Annotated in this window: 12 protein-coding genes; 8 read left to right on the top strand and 4 right to left on the bottom strand. The window is 59.7% G+C overall.

Going from position 1 to position 14,018, the window contains the following annotated elements:
* The first annotated feature begins 1 nt into the window (after window position 1).
* The 7 genes from KGD89_RS01655 to KGD89_RS01625 all read left to right on the top strand — a co-directional run bounded on the left by KGD89_RS01655 (window position 2) and on the right by KGD89_RS01625 (window position 6,522).
* A complete protein-coding gene (locus KGD89_RS01655; protein ID WP_025258092.1) occupies window positions 2–1,195 on the top strand; it encodes an SfnB family sulfur acquisition oxidoreductase in 1,194 nt (397 codons plus the stop codon).
* Entirely contained in the window at window positions 1,195–2,589 is a 1,395-nt protein-coding gene (locus tag KGD89_RS01650) for an LLM class flavin-dependent oxidoreductase (RefSeq protein ID WP_025258091.1), read from the top strand. Before KGD89_RS01655 ends, KGD89_RS01650 begins: the two co-directional genes overlap by 1 nt.
* A gap of 62 nt (window positions 2,590–2,651) precedes the next feature.
* Window positions 2,652–3,440, top strand: coding sequence for a MetQ/NlpA family ABC transporter substrate-binding protein (locus KGD89_RS01645; RefSeq protein ID WP_025258090.1), 789 nt, complete (start codon window positions 2,652–2,654; stop codon window positions 3,438–3,440).
* Window position 3,441: 1 nt separating this feature from the next.
* A complete protein-coding gene (locus KGD89_RS01640; RefSeq protein WP_025258089.1) occupies window positions 3,442–4,563 on the top strand; it encodes a methionine ABC transporter ATP-binding protein in 1,122 nt (373 codons plus the stop codon).
* A complete protein-coding gene (locus KGD89_RS01635; RefSeq protein ID WP_025258088.1) occupies window positions 4,553–5,197 on the top strand; it encodes a methionine ABC transporter permease in 645 nt (214 codons plus the stop codon). The genes KGD89_RS01640 and KGD89_RS01635 overlap by 11 nt, the downstream gene beginning before the upstream one ends.
* Window positions 5,198–5,261: 64 nt before the next feature.
* Entirely contained in the window at window positions 5,262–5,888 is a 627-nt protein-coding gene (locus KGD89_RS01630) for a class I SAM-dependent methyltransferase (RefSeq protein ID WP_025258087.1), read from the top strand.
* Between the two features lie 166 nt (window positions 5,889–6,054).
* Window positions 6,055–6,522 carry a hypothetical protein gene (locus tag KGD89_RS01625; protein ID WP_025258086.1) on the top strand — a complete coding sequence of 156 codons (468 nt, stop codon included), beginning with the start codon at window positions 6,055–6,057 and terminating at the stop codon, window positions 6,520–6,522.
* A gap of 33 nt (window positions 6,523–6,555) precedes the next feature.
* On the opposite strand, the gene KGD89_RS01620 is transcribed toward KGD89_RS01625, so the two are convergent.
* The 4 genes from KGD89_RS01620 to KGD89_RS01605 form a co-directional block, all read right to left on the bottom strand.
* The gene (locus KGD89_RS01620) at window positions 6,556–9,603 is read right to left on the bottom strand and encodes an efflux RND transporter permease subunit (protein ID WP_025258085.1); all 3,048 of its coding nucleotides are present in this window, start codon (window positions 9,601–9,603) and stop codon (window positions 6,556–6,558) included.
* Entirely contained in the window at window positions 9,600–10,670 is a 1,071-nt protein-coding gene (locus KGD89_RS01615) for an efflux RND transporter periplasmic adaptor subunit (protein ID WP_025258084.1), read from the bottom strand. Before KGD89_RS01615 ends, KGD89_RS01620 begins: the two co-directional genes overlap by 4 nt.
* Window positions 10,667–11,785, bottom strand: coding sequence for an efflux RND transporter periplasmic adaptor subunit (locus tag KGD89_RS01610; RefSeq protein ID WP_025258083.1), 1,119 nt, complete (start codon window positions 11,783–11,785; stop codon window positions 10,667–10,669). The genes KGD89_RS01615 and KGD89_RS01610 overlap by 4 nt, the downstream gene beginning before the upstream one ends.
* Window positions 11,786–12,059: 274 nt before the next feature.
* A complete protein-coding gene (locus KGD89_RS01605) occupies window positions 12,060–13,025 on the bottom strand; it encodes an RHS repeat-associated core domain-containing protein (RefSeq protein WP_025258082.1) in 966 nt (321 codons plus the stop codon).
* A 464-nt stretch (window positions 13,026–13,489) separates the two neighbouring features.
* Between KGD89_RS01605 and KGD89_RS01600 the strand changes: the two genes are divergently transcribed.
* On the top strand, window positions 13,490–14,005 hold the full coding sequence (locus tag KGD89_RS01600; protein ID WP_025258081.1) for an Hcp family type VI secretion system effector: 516 nt from the start codon (window positions 13,490–13,492) through the stop codon (window positions 14,003–14,005).
* The last annotated feature ends 13 nt before the right edge of the window (window positions 14,006–14,018 follow it).

The raw sequence follows: 14,018 nt of genomic DNA, 5'->3' as shown, positions 1-14,018 counted from the left end.
TATGAGCTTCACTCCACCCCCTGTCGTGATCACCAGTGACGCGCAGGCCCTGCAAGTGGCCAGCGAACTGGCGCAGACATTCACCACCGACAGCGCCCTGCGTGACCGCGAACGCCGTCTGCCGACCCCCGAACTCGACCTGTTCAGCCAGTCCGGCCTGTGGGGCATCAGTGTGCCCAAAGCCTTCGGTGGCGCGGGCGTGTCCACTGTCACCCTGGCCAAGGTCGTACAGATAATCGCCCAGGCTGACGGCTCGCTGGGGCAGATCCCGCAGAACCATTTCTACGCCCTTGAAGTGCTGCGCGTGAATGGCAGCGAACAGCAACAGGCACGCCTGTATGCCGAAGTGCTGGCCGGGAAACGCTTCGGCAATGCCCTCGCAGAGCTGGGCACCAAAACCGCCAGCGAACGCACCACACGTCTGGAGCGTGATGGCGACGGTTATCGCATCAACGGCCGCAAGTTCTACGCCACTGGCGCGCTGTACGCCCAGCGGATTCCGACCTCGGTCATTGACGACCAAGGCATTCAGCAACTGGCTTTCGTACCCCACGACAGCACGGGCCTGAGCGTTATCGATGACTGGAGCGGCTTCGGCCAGCGCACCACCGGCAGCGGCTCGGTGGTGTTCGAGCATGTGTATGTCAGCGCCGAGGATGTCATCCCGTTCCAGAGCGCTTTCGAGCGCCCGACCACGGTCGGCCCGCTGGCGCAGATTCTCCATGCGGCCATCGACACCGGCATTGCCCGTGCAGCCTTTGAAGACGCCTTGGTATTCGTGCGCACCCGCACGCGGCCATGGATCGATTCAGGTATAGAAAAAGCCGTGGACGACCCGCTGACCCTGCACAGCTTCGGCAAGCTGGGTATCCGCCTGCATGCAGCCGAAGCCTTGCTCGAACGGGCTGGCGAATATCTCGACATCGCCCAGGCCGACAGCAACGACCAGACCCTGGCCGCTGCGTCCATCGCCGTGGCAGAGGCCCGCGCCATCAGCACGGAAATTTCGCTGGAAGCAGGAAGCAGACTGTTTGAACTGGCCGGCAGCCAGTCGACGCTGGCCGAACACGGGCTGGACCGTCACTGGCGCAATGCCCGCGTGCATACGCTGCATGACCCGGTGCGCTGGAAGTATCACGCCATCGGCAATTACTACCTCAACGACACCAATCCTCCACGCCGGGGGACCCTCTGATGGCCAAGAAGAAAATCCTGCTCAATGCGTTCAACATGAACTGCATCGGCCATATCAACCATGGTCTGTGGACACATCCACGGGACAACTCCACCCAGTACAAGACCCTGGAATACTGGACCGAGCTGGCACAACTGCTGGAGCGCGGCCTGTTCGACGGGCTGTTCATCGCCGATATCGTCGGCGTGTACGACGTGTATCAGAACTCGGTGGACGTCACGCTCAAGGAGTCGATCCAGTTACCGGTCAACGACCCGTTGCTGCTGGTGTCGGCCATGGCGGCGGTCACCCGCAACCTCGGCTTCGGCCTGACCGCCAACCTGACCTATGAAACGCCCTATCTGTTCGCCCGGCGCATGTCGACGCTGGATCACCTGAGCCGTGGCCGGGTGGGCTGGAATATCGTCACTGGCTATCTCGACAGCGCGGCCAGGGCCATGGGCCTGACCGAGCAGGTCGAACATGACCGCCGCTACGATCAGGCCGACGAATATCTGGAAGTGCTGTACAAACTCTGGGAAGGCAGTTGGGAAGATGGCGCGGTCATCAATGATCGTGAACAGCGCGTCTACGCCAGACCGGACAAAGTCCACAAGGTCCGGCACAAGGGCGAGTTCTATCAGGTCGAGGGTTATCACCTGTGCGAACCGTCACCGCAACGAACGCCGGTACTGTTTCAGGCTGGCAGCTCGGAACGAGGCTTGCAGTTCGCCGGGCAGAATGCCGAGTGCGTATTCATCAGCGGCCAGAACAAGGCCGCGACCCGTGAGCAAGTGGACAAGGTCCGCGCCAGCGCCGTAGCCGCCGGGCGCAACCCCGACGGCATCAAGGTGTTCATGGGCCTGAACGTGATTGTCGGTGCCACCGAAGCCATTGCCCGTGAGAAATACGCCGAATACCGCAGCTACGCCAGTGCCGAAGCCGGCGTGGCGCATTTCGCGGCCTCCACCGGTATCGACTTCGCCGAATACGAGCTGGACGAGCCTATCCAGTACGTTAAAAGCAACGCCATCCAGTCCGCGACGAAAAACCTCAAGAACAACGACTGGACCCGCCAGCGCCTGCTCGACCAACACGCGCTGGGCGGCCGCTATATCACGCTGGTGGGCTCGCCCGAGCAAGTCGCGGACGAGCTGGAATCCTGGATCGAGGAAACCGGTCTGGACGGCTTCAACCTGACCCGCATCGTCACCCCGGAAAGCTATGTGGACTTCATCGACCTGGTGATCCCAGAACTGCAACGCCGTGGCTCGTACAAGACCGCTTATGAAGACGGCAGCCTGCGCAAGAAGCTGTTTCCCGAAGGCAACGCGCACCTGCCCGACAACCATGCAGGATCAAGACATCGACATCACGGCTTCGCGACTGAAGTCGCTCTTACACACTCCCCGTAGGAACGAATTCATTCGCGAAAAAGCGTCTCGCGCTCCTACATTTCAAAACAACGGACAGCATCATGAAAAAACCCTTTATCGCCCTGGCCCTCAGCCTGTTGACCCTCACCGCTCACGCCGCCGATGCGCCCTTGAAAGTCGGCACCACCGCCGCCTTTGCCATCCCGCTGGAAGCTGCTGTAGAAGAAGCCGCCAAGCAAGGCCTGAAGGTCGAACTGGTGGAGTTCACCGACTGGATCGCCCCCAACGTCACCCTCGCGGCGGGTGATATCGATGTGAACTACTTCCAGCACATCCCGTTCCTGACCAACGCCAACGAGGCCGCCGGTTACAATCTGGTGTCCTATGCGCCGGGCATCATCAATAACGTCGGGCTGTACTCGAAGAAATACAAAAGCTTCGATGAGCTGCCTACTGGCACCACCGTGGCCATCGCCAACGACCCGATCAACAGCGGTCGCGGCCTGCAACTGCTGGCCAAGGCTGGCCTGATCACGCTCAAGCAAGGCGTGGGCTACAAAGCCACCGAAGAAGACATCACCGCCAACCCGAAGAAGATCAAGATCATTCAGGTCGAAGCCGTGCAACTGGTGCGCGCCTACGATGATGCCGATCTGGTTCAGGGCTATCCGGCCTATATCCGCCTGGCCAAGACCTTCCCGGCTGACTCGGCCATTCTGTTCGACGGCCTGGACCACCCGGAATACGTGATTCAGTTCGTGATCAAGCCTGAACGCAAGGACGATCCGCGCCTGGCAAAGTTCGTCGATATCTATCAGCACTCCCCGGTGGTGCGCGCCTCTCTGGACAAGGTCAACGGCAAGCTCTACCAGCCGGGCTGGAAGGAATGACATGAACGCACTTGCGCAACGGCAACAGCCGACCGCTCCCGGACATTCGGCCAGCCAGGCCGAATTGCACCCGGACTTGAATCACGCCCATATTCGTTTCATCAACCTGGGCAAGACCTACCACGGCCAGCAAGGTCCCGTGCAAGCCCTGAGCAACATCGAACTGGCCATCCAGAAAGGTGAGATCTTCGGCATCATCGGGCGCAGCGGTGCGGGCAAGTCATCGCTGATCCGCACCATCAACCGTCTGGAACAACCCAGCAGCGGCAGGGTGTTGATCGATCAGGTGGACATTGGCGAATTCAACGAAGACAAGCTGGTAGAACTGCGCCGACGCATCGGCATGATCTTCCAGCACTTCAACCTGATGTCGGCCAAAACCGTGTGGCAGAACGTTGAGCTGCCACTCAAGGTCGCGGGCGTGCCCAAGGAGCAGCGCCAGCGCAAGGTCACTGAACTGCTGGAGCTGGTCGGCCTGCAGGACAAGCACACGTCCTACCCGGCGCAGCTTTCCGGCGGGCAGAAACAACGCGTGGGCATTGCCCGTGCGCTGGTGCATGACCCGGCCATCCTGCTGTGCGACGAAGCGACCTCGGCGTTGGACCCGGAAACCACTCAATCGATCCTGGGCCTGCTGCGCGAGATCAACCAGCGCCTGGGCCTGACCATCGTGCTGATCACTCACGAGATGTCGGTGATCCGTGATATCTGCAACCGTGTAGTGGTGCTTGAAAGAGGCCAGGTGGTCGAGCAAGGCCCGGTGTGGCAAGTGTTTGGCAACCCGCAGCATGAGGTGAGCAAGACCTTGCTCGCGCCGCTGCAACTCGGCTTGCCGAAAGCCTTGCTGGAGCGCCTGGCACCGCAACCGACTCACCCGGACGCCGCGTTGCTGCTGGACCTGAGCTTTACCGGTGTCAGTGCCGAAGAGCCGGACCTGGCTGCATTGTTCGCAGCCCTCGGTGGCCAGGTGAAGTTATTGCAAGGTGGCGTGGAGCGTATTCAGGAGCGTGCCGTCGGGCATCTGATCCTGTCGATCAACCGCTCACCCCACAGTCGAGACGAATTGCTGGCCCGCGCACGCCAGCATGCGCCACACGCGGAGGTATTGGGTTATGTGGGTTGATCGTTTACTGCAAGGCGTGCTCGATACCTTTCTGATGGTCGGCGTGTCCTCATTCGTGGCCTTGCTGCTGGGCATTCCGATGGCGGTGATTCTGGTGACCAGCTCCAGGGGCGGCATCTACGAAGCACCGGTACTGAATCAGGTGCTCGGCGCTTTCGTTAACCTGTTTCGCTCGATTCCGTTCCTGATCCTGATGGTCGCGCTGATTCCGTTCACGCGGCTGATCGTGGGCACCAGCTACGGTGTATGGGCGGCCGTGGTGCCATTGACCATTGCGGCAACGCCCTTCTTCGCCCGCATTGCCGAAGTCAGCCTGCGCGAGGTCGATCATGGCTTGATCGAGGCCGCACAAGCCATGGGCTGCCGTCGCTGGCATATCGTCTGGCATGTGCTGCTGCCAGAAGCCTTGCCGGGCATCGTCGGTGGTTTCACCATCACCCTCGTCACGATGATCAACTCGTCGGCCATGGCCGGAGCCATCGGTGCCGGCGGGCTAGGGGATATCGCCTACCGCTACGGTTATCAACGCTTCGACACACAGATCATGCTCACCGTGATCGTATTGCTGGTGGTGCTGGTGGCCGCCATTCAACTGGGTGGCGACCGACTTGCGCGGGTTCTGAACAAGCGCTGAGTCATTGCTTCAGTCCGGGCTGGAGGTATATTGACGACCTCCACTGCCCGGACAACCGCTCGCCATGAAGCTCGACGCCCAAGACCTCGCCCATATCACTGCCATTACCGTCGGCCATTACAACCAGGTGGCCGAAGACTTCCGTGAAGGCACCCGCGATCACGACGTCAGCCAGAACATTGCCGCGCTCTTGCGACATATTCAGGGCCCCACACCCTGGCAGATTCTGGATTTTGGCTGCGGGCCGGGCCGTGACCTGAAAACCTTCAGCGCCATGGGGCATATCGCCGTCGGTCTGGACGGCAGCGAACGCTTCGCACAAATGGCACGCGAGGACAGCGGCTGTGAAGTGCTGCACCAGAACTTTCTGGAACTGGACCTACCCGCCGCTCGCTTCGACGGCATATTTGCCAATGCAGTGCTGTTTCACATCCCGAAGCAGGAACTTCCCAACGTCCTGCGCCAACTGCACGCCACGCTCAAGCCGGGCGGCGTGCTGTTCAGCTCCAATCCAAGAGGCCAGAACCAGGAAGGCTGGAAAGGCGAACGCTATGGCTCGTATCACGACCTGGAATCATGGCGCGAACTGCTGAACGAAGCGGGTTTTGCAGAGCTTGAGCACTACTATCGACCGGCTGGTTTGCCAAGGGAGCAGCAGCCCTGGCTGGCGAGTGTCTGGCGCAGAAATTGAGCACGCCATCGACTTGACGAAAGCATTCAACTCCTATTGCGTGCCTTGCGTGACTGGCATTTTTGTCAGTATCAGCGCAGCAGCATGGCGCTTAGGATGGGCTCCATAAAAAGGTGTTCGCACCCCGTTAATCGGACCCGAATGTTAATCGATCAAGGAGATGATCATGGCAACGCAATATATTCAGAACGGCAACTTCAAAGACGATTTCAACTACTGGAAAGGGCCTGTGGGTTTTGACCCCGGCCTTGAGCGCTATGGCCTCGGACAAAGCATCCTGTTACCGGTTGCGACCAATATCAGTCAGTCGCTGCCGGACTTGCCGGGCACGACCCTGCTTATCGAATTCGATGCACTCAGCGCAGATGCTGCCGTGGAGGAAGCCACATTTGTTGTCAGTGTCGGAGGCTTCAGGGCTGACGGCGTCATCATGGTTTCGCCTGTTACCGGACTGGCGACACCGGACTGGCAACGCTTCTCGGTCAACATGTATTTCGAGGATGATCTGACCTCCTGCTTCCTGAACGTATCGACTCCTCGTCCCGCCGTATCCGCAAGCTCTCCAGACATCATCCTCGCCATGAGCCCTGTGCGCTTTGGCGACTTCAGCCTGGTTGAAAGCGATATAGGCTGACGCGGCACAAGGCCCCTCTCACGCGCTGATGATCTACGTGGGTTCTGGCTCCTTGATTTTGTACCAGGCCACATACAGGGCTGGCAGGAACAACAGGGTCAGCAAGGTGGCGATGATGATGCCGCCGATCATCGCGTAGGCCATTGGTCCCCAGAACACTTCGCGTGCGATGGGGATCATGCCCAGACTGGCCGCTGCCGCCGTGAGCAGGATCGGGCGGCGGCGATGCTCGGTGGCCTCGACCACCGCATTCCATGGCGAGTAGCCGCTTTGTTCGTAGGCATGGATCTGGGTCACCAGAATCACCGAGTTGCGGATGATGATGCCGATCAGCGCCAGCACCCCGAGAATCGCAACGAAACCCAGTGGCGTACCGGTCGGGATAAGCGCCAGCACCACGCCGATCAACCCCAGCGGCGCGACACTGGCCACCAGAAACATCTTCTGAACGCTGTGCAGCTGGATCATCAAAAAGGTCGCCATCAGGAACAGCATCAATGGCACGACACTGGCAATCGGCCCTTGAGCCTTGCTGCTTTCTTCCACCGTCCCGCCGGTCGCCACCTTGTAGCCCACGGGTAATCCGGAAGCGAACTTGTCGATTTCCGGCTTCAGTTGATTGACCAGGTCGGTCGGCTGAATCTCGTCGCGCACCGCACCTTTCACGGTGATGGTCGGTTTGCGGTCACGCCGCCAGACCAGCGGCTGCTCCTGCTCATACCCCACCGTGGCAAAGGCCAGCAGCGGAATCGAGGTTCCGGCAGGCGTGACAATTTGCAGGTTTTGCAGGGTTTCCGGCGTACCGCGCTCGGCATCCTCGGCACGTCCTACCACGTTGATCAGGTAGATATCGTCGCGCACCTGCGTCACCGCCGAACCGCTCACAACGCTGTTCATCAGTTGGGCAACGTCTTCGGAAGACAACCCCAACTGCCGCGCCTTGTCCTGATTGATGTCGATGCGCAGCACCTTGCCCGGCTCGTTCCAGTCGTAGATCACTTCACCGACGTGTGAGTTCTTGCCCAGCAGCGTGGCCAGTTCGATGGCGTGCTGGCGAACCTTGTCGATGTTCTCGCCACTGACGCGATATTGCAGCGGACGCCCGACCGGAGGCCCCATTTCCAGCGGCTGCACGTAGGAGCCGATGCCGACATATTCATCGCGCAGGCGCTTTTGCAGACGTGCAGTCAGGGCACCACGCTCCTCCAGCCCTTTGCTGACGATGACCAACTGGGCGTAGAACGGGTTTTCCAGTTGCTGATCCAGCGGCAGGTAGAAACGCACCGCACCCTGGCCGATATAGGTGCTCCAGCGCTCGATATCGGGATCGTCCTTGAGGCTGGCTTCAAAACGGTCCACCACCTGGCGCGTCTCGTTGATCGAGGCGTTCTGCGGCAGGTTCAGGTCGACCAGAATTTCAGGCCGGTCCGACGACGGAAAGAACTGGTTCTGCACGAACTGCATCGAGAACAGCGAGGCGGCAAACAGCAACAGGGTCATGCCGATGGCCAGCCAGCGATGACGCATGGCCCACAGCATGCTGCTGTTGAATGCACGACCTACACGGCCCGGCTCTTCGGACTTGGGCTTGATATTGCTGCTCAGAATATGAACACCGATCACCGGCGCAAACAGCACGGCCACGATCCACGACACCAGCATCGCCACGGCAATCACGGCAAACAGCGTGAAGGTATATTCCCCCGCCGAGCTGTTGTTCAAGCCAATGGGCACGAAACCGGCCACCGTTACCAGCGTGCCGGTCAGCATCGGGAACGCAGTCGAGGTGTAGGCATAGGTCGCGGCCTGCTCCTTGGTTTCCCCCATTTCCAGCCGTGTGACCATCATTTCCACGGTAATCATGGCGTCGTCCACCAGCAGCCCGAGGGCGATGATCAACGCCCCGAGGGAAATCCGCTGCATGGTGATGCCGCTGTACTCCATGAACACGAAGACCATGGCCAGCACCAGCGGGATGGAACAGGCCACCACCAGACCTGCACGCACCCCGAGGCTGACAAAGCTGACCACCATCACAATGATCACTGCCTCGAACAGCGCGCTGGTGAAACCACCCACAGCTTTGTCGACCACTTCGGCCTGATCCGAAACCTTGTGCACACCAACACCCACCGGCAGCTCGGCGGTGGAAATGTCCATGCGTTCATGCAAAGCCTTGCCGAACTCCTGGATGTTGCCGCCCTTCTGCATGGCGATGGACAGGCCGATGGCCGGTTTGCCGTTGTAGCGGAACAGCGGTTTGGGCGGGTCGGTGTAGCCTCGGGTGATCTCGGCGATATCGCTCAACCGATAGAAACGGTCATTGAGCCGCAGGTTGACCGCTGCCAGGTCCTTTTCCGAAGCGAACTGCCCTGAGGTACGCACGGAAATACGCTCCGGCCCGGCCTCGATCACCCCGGCAGGCGTCACCGCGTTCTGGGATTGCAGGCTTTGCACCACCTGACGCTGATCCAGCCCCAGAGCCGCCAGCTTGCGGGTGGAGAAGTTAAGGTAGATCACCTCATCTTGCTGGCCGATCATTTCCACCTTGCCAAGGCCAGGAACTTCACGGATATCGGCGCGGACCTTCTCGACGTAATCGCGCAACTGGCGCATCGAGAAACCATCGGCGGTAAAGGCGTAGATCGAGCCGAACACATCACCGAATTCGTCGTTGAACGCCGGTCCTTGCAAGCCTTGGGGGAACTGCCCGCGAATGTCGTCGATCTTTTTGCGCACCTGATACCAGATCTGCGGTATGTCCTTGGCACTGGTGGTGTCGCGCAGGTAAACGAAAACCGTGGACTCGCCGGGCCGGGTATAACTTTTCACGTAGTCCAGTGAGTCCAGCTCTTCGAGCTTCTTCTCGATGCGGTCGGTTACCTGCTTCAGGGTTTCGTCCACGGTTGCGCCGGGCCAGCGGGTCTGGATAACCATGGTCTTGATGGTGAAGGACGGGTCTTCTTCACGCCCCAGCTTCATGTAGGAAAACACGCCCATCAACAGCGCAACGAACATCAGGTACCAGACAAACGACTGATGCTTGATGGCCCACTCGGACAGATTGAAGCTTCCTTTCATCGTGGGCTTTCCTCATCGACTTTGACTTTCTGCCCCGGCTTGAGGCTGTTGACGCCCGCACTGACCACCTTCTCACCGGCATTGACTCCGCCCGTCAGCAGGAAGCTGTCGTTGTCACGACTGACGACATTCACCTCTCTGGGATTTACCGTCTGGCTTTGCGGGTCGATGATCCAGACCCGGGCTTTGCCGTCGATGTCCTGCAATGCCGTGATCGGCAGGCTCATGCGCGGGGCAATGGCGGAACTCAGGGTCACGCTGATCGCGGTACCGAGCCGCAATCCCGGTGGCGTATCAGTCAGAGTCAGGCGCGCCCGACGGGTACGGGTCGAGCGGTCGGGCTGTGGTTCGATTTCCCGAGGCGTGGCGGTGGTTTTCACCTGCGGATCAAGCTGGCTGGCCACGTTGAACACCACATCGACGGGCAATTGATCCACCAGCGAAACCGGCAGATCGATCACTGCTTCCTTGATATCGGGCCGTGCCAGCGTCACGACCTCCTGCCCCGCCGTGACGACTTGCCCGGCCTCGGCCTTCCACTCGGTAACCACCGCATCGTGGTCCGTGCGCAATTCGCTGTAACTCAATTGATCGCGGGCCTGCTGCGCTGCTGCCCTGGCCTGATCCAGCGACGAGCGCGTGGTTTTCAGTTCGGTCAGGGCATTGTCCAGTTGCGCCTGCGCGCCGACGCCACGGTCGAACAATTCCTGCTGACGACGGGCATTGGCCTGGGCATTGATCCACTGCGCCTCGATACGGGCCAGATCGCCCTGGCGAGCACGCACATTATTCTGCTGATCGGTAGGGTCCAGGGTTGCGAGCAGGTCGCCCTTCTTCACTTCGCTGCCCACGTCCACATGGCGGCGTGCGATACGACCTGGCACCCGAAAGCCCAGCACGCTCTGATAGCGCGCCTGAATATTGCCGGCGAAACGTCCGAACTCCAGTTGAGAATCAGGCCGGGCCTCGACAAAGACCACCGGCCGAACCGGCTCGGGTGGCGTTTCATCCTTGCCACAGCCACTCAGCAGCAAACCGCTCAACAACAGGCAGGCCAGAGGCTTCATGGCTGCACCTGAGCATTTTGCTGCCGGGGTTGCTCGGCGATCTCGACCTGCATGTCCGGGTGTAACAACTGTCCGCCAGCCACCACGACTTTCTCTCCACTCTTGAGGCCGTCACCGATGATGACTCTGGATGTGAGGTAACGAGCGACCTGAACCTTGCGCAGGTTGACCTTGCCCTGCTCGTCTACCACCCACACGGCGGGCTTGCCCAGATGCTCGCCAAGGTCCTTGGTCAGGGCCGACCACGGCAGCTCGACACTGGAATTGGCTGGCGCGCTCAGGGCCACGCTGACCACAGAGCCCAGATCCATGCCTTCAGGCAGCGGATCAAGCGCGACCTTGACCTGCAAGGTACCGGTTTCAGCCGAAACCGCCGGGGTCACTTCGCGCACCTTGCCGCTGACCTTGATGGCCGGGTTGTCGAGCAGAGTCACTTGCACTGGCTGGTCGGTAGGCGGCTGAACGAACAGCGACTCGTAAACATTGAACACCGCATCGCGCTCGCCATCCCGGGCCAGGTCGAAGATCGGCACAGTCGCCTGCACCACTTGCCCGACTTCGGCCTGACGCGCCGTGATCACACCCGGCGTATCGGCGACCAGGGCGGTGTAACTCAACTGCTCGCGGGCATTGGCCAGTTGCGCCTGAGCGGCCTTAAGCGCGCTCTCGCTGCCGCGCAATGCCGCCTGGGCCGAATCGTATTCGCTGCGACTGGTGTAGCCCTTGGGCAACAGCTTTTCCTGACGCCCGAAAGCGGCGCGAGCCTGAGTGACCCGCGCCTGCTCGGCGGCCACCGAGGCGAGGGCCGAGTCGACATTGATCTGCAGGTCTTTGGGGTCGAGCAGGGCGAGAACCTGGTTGGCGGTGACACGATCACCGACATCCACATTACGCTGGATGATCTTGCCATTGACCCGGAATGAAAGCCGGGTCTGAACCCGCGCCTGAATATCACCGGTCAAGGCAACGCTGGCGGCAAAATCGGCAGTCTTCACCGTTTGCACATACACCCTCGGCAGATCGGGAGCCGCCGTTTTTTCCTGACCACAGCCAGTCAGGAGCGCCATGGCCGCGGCAAGGCCGAGCATAACCAGTCCAGAAGAACGAGCAGGCATGCAGACTCCTTTTGCGGCTGCCAGATGCGAGAGTGATATCACGAGAGAGGAACGTGAACATGCGACTGTGCGCAGGCGGGAGGGTTCCTTGAGTTGCTCAAGTCTTCAGAGGGTGGATTCGTATAGATCTGTAGAACTGATGCTCATCGGTCAGGGCATTGAATGACTTTTTTGTGGGAAGCCGCTTGCTGGCGACTTCACGTACAGACACAGAATATCTGCGGCTTCAGGTTTTTTCGCCAGCAAGCTGCCTCCCACAAGTGTTGTATGTGCCTTAACTGATCGGCATTGAATCTGTAGATCGGGAGTTTCTGATACGCGTACTAATGTCCCTCAGGTCCACAGGCACCGCTTCCTGAAAGTGTCTCGGCTTCACAGCAACCGCTTTCTGCAAACGCTCAAGATTCTTCGGGTTTCGAGCAGCAATCACAGTGCCGACCCGAGTACTGGAAGCCGTAACACCAAGCGCCAGCCCAGCCCATCCCATGGGCTCCAGCGCTGGAGAATCGGGAGCGACCTCAGCCACGACCTGCCGTGCTATCCCAAGCGTCGCACCTGCTACTGCACTCCCGCCCGTGACGATGGTGGAAATGCTGCCGGCACTGAAAAAACCGGCCTGTGCAGCTTTCACAGACAAAATGAAAGGCAGGGAAGGAAACAGCGTGACCGTGGCGCTCACCAATGCAGCCACGCTAAGCGTTATGCCGACGATGAACTGCCAGGACACATGCCCCTCAGGATCAATCCGGTTAGCCGGATCGCCCAGGCAATAGGCATAAGCATTCAGCCCACCCTCGCCAAACGGGCTCAGGCTGTCCGGACTGTTGAAGCGCATCAAGACCGGGTTGTAAGCGCGATAACCCTTGCCCAGCAGATAATGGCCCGTGACGGGATCGGGGCGCTCACCGTTGAAACCGGGCAGATTCCCGAGCGGAGCATGATGACCGTACGGTGTATAAGCGATGTCGGTGCGCTGCCCCGAAGCGTCCGCATGAAGCACACTGCCTGGCTGGTCGGTAGTGGTCAGCGTCGTAGCGAGAGCTTTGCCGTTCGTCGTTTGCAGTGCCAGCAACTGATTCTCACGGTGGAGAAAAGTGCGTTGCCCTGCACCCTGGATTTCGTTGGCCAGCCTGTCGGCTCGATAGAAAGACCGCGTAATCGCCTCGGCAAGCGGCGTGCGGGTCGCAAGCCGATCCAGCGGATCATATTCATAGCGGCACATGACGAGTTTTTGGGGCATGGCGAGGACCATTCTGAGCAAATATCGGAGCAAGGCTGTCCTCACCCACACCTTTAGAATGATCCCCCACGCGAGCATTGGCCACTCGTAGAATTGACAGTAGCGGTCAGGAACTCATACAGAAACAAGGGCAAAATCATGTCTCTCCACGACAGCGATAACACATCGCCATTATGCGCAAGAAGTTGCGCACTTTTCTGTGGATAACCTGTGAGTACTTCGCCCTCGATCATGTAATACAAGCCTCACAGCCAAGTGCGCAAGAAGTTGCGCAGTGGTGCGCAACTTCTTGCGCACTTTCAACGGGTTTTCCTCCCGAAAAGCTCAATACGCCGCGAATAAATCACACATACCATTGATTTATATAGCTATTTTTCGGACTGGCACAAAGCTTGATGAGTATTTGCCACCCACCAGGCAAATTCGCCTCCCGGGACCCTCAAGTTTCAGCAAGGAGAGCATCCATGGCTACACCCGCGTACATGTCCATCACCGGCGAAAAACAAGGCCTGATCACTGCCGGCGCTTTCACCGCCGACTCCGTGGGCAACACCTTCCAGGAAGGCCACGAAGACGAAGTGATGGTGCAAGCCTTCCATCACGACGTGATCATCCCGCGTGACCCACAGTCCGGCCAGCCAACCGGCCAGCGCGTTCACAAGCCGGTGAAAATCACCAAGGTGTTCGACAAGTCCTCGCCTCTGCTGCAAGCGGCCCTGACCTCCGGCGAGCGCCTGAGCAAAGTCGAAATCAAATGGTTCCGCACCTCGGCTCAAGGCACTCAAGAGCACTACTACACCACCGTTCTGGAAGACGCGATCCTCGTCAGCTCCAAGGACTACATGCACAACTGCCAGGACCCTGCGAACGCGCATTTCACGCACCTGGAAGACATCGAAATGACCTACCGCAAAATCACCTGGACCCACGAAGTTTCCGGTACTTCGGGCTCCGATGACTGGCGTTCGCCTGTGGCCTGATACGGCTGAGGTT

The organism is Pseudomonas cichorii, assembly GCF_018343775.1.
Taxonomy (GTDB): Bacteria; Pseudomonadota; Gammaproteobacteria; order Pseudomonadales; family Pseudomonadaceae; genus Aquipseudomonas; species Aquipseudomonas cichorii.
The sequence above is the reverse complement of the archived record's forward strand: the minus strand, read 5'-3'. Positions and strand labels throughout refer to the sequence as shown.

Bases quoted from the DNA above. Each gene is read 5' to 3' on its own strand.
- KGD89_RS01655 (WP_025258092.1), top strand. From the start codon at position 2: ATGAGCTTCACTCCACCCCCTGTCGTGATCACCAGTGACGCGCAGGCC.
- KGD89_RS01650 (WP_025258091.1), top strand. From the start codon at position 1,195: ATGGCCAAGAAGAAAATCCTGCTCAATGCGTTCAACATGAACTGCATC.
- KGD89_RS01645 (WP_025258090.1), top strand. From the start codon at position 2,652: ATGAAAAAACCCTTTATCGCCCTGGCCCTCAGCCTGTTGACCCTCACC.
- KGD89_RS01640 (WP_025258089.1), top strand. From the start codon at position 3,442: ATGAACGCACTTGCGCAACGGCAACAGCCGACCGCTCCCGGACATTCG.
- KGD89_RS01635 (WP_025258088.1), top strand. From the start codon at position 4,553: ATGTGGGTTGATCGTTTACTGCAAGGCGTGCTCGATACCTTTCTGATG.
- KGD89_RS01630 (WP_025258087.1), top strand. From the start codon at position 5,262: ATGAAGCTCGACGCCCAAGACCTCGCCCATATCACTGCCATTACCGTC.
- KGD89_RS01625 (WP_025258086.1), top strand. From the start codon at position 6,055: ATGGCAACGCAATATATTCAGAACGGCAACTTCAAAGACGATTTCAAC.
- KGD89_RS01620 (WP_025258085.1), bottom strand. From the start codon at position 9,603: ATGAAAGGAAGCTTCAATCTGTCCGAGTGGGCCATCAAGCATCAGTCG.
- KGD89_RS01615 (WP_025258084.1), bottom strand. From the start codon at position 10,670: ATGAAGCCTCTGGCCTGCCTGTTGTTGAGCGGTTTGCTGCTGAGTGGC.
- KGD89_RS01610 (WP_025258083.1), bottom strand. From the start codon at position 11,785: ATGCCTGCTCGTTCTTCTGGACTGGTTATGCTCGGCCTTGCCGCGGCC.
- KGD89_RS01605 (WP_025258082.1), bottom strand. From the start codon at position 13,025: ATGCCCCAAAAACTCGTCATGTGCCGCTATGAATATGATCCGCTGGAT.
- KGD89_RS01600 (WP_025258081.1), top strand. From the start codon at position 13,490: ATGGCTACACCCGCGTACATGTCCATCACCGGCGAAAAACAAGGCCTG.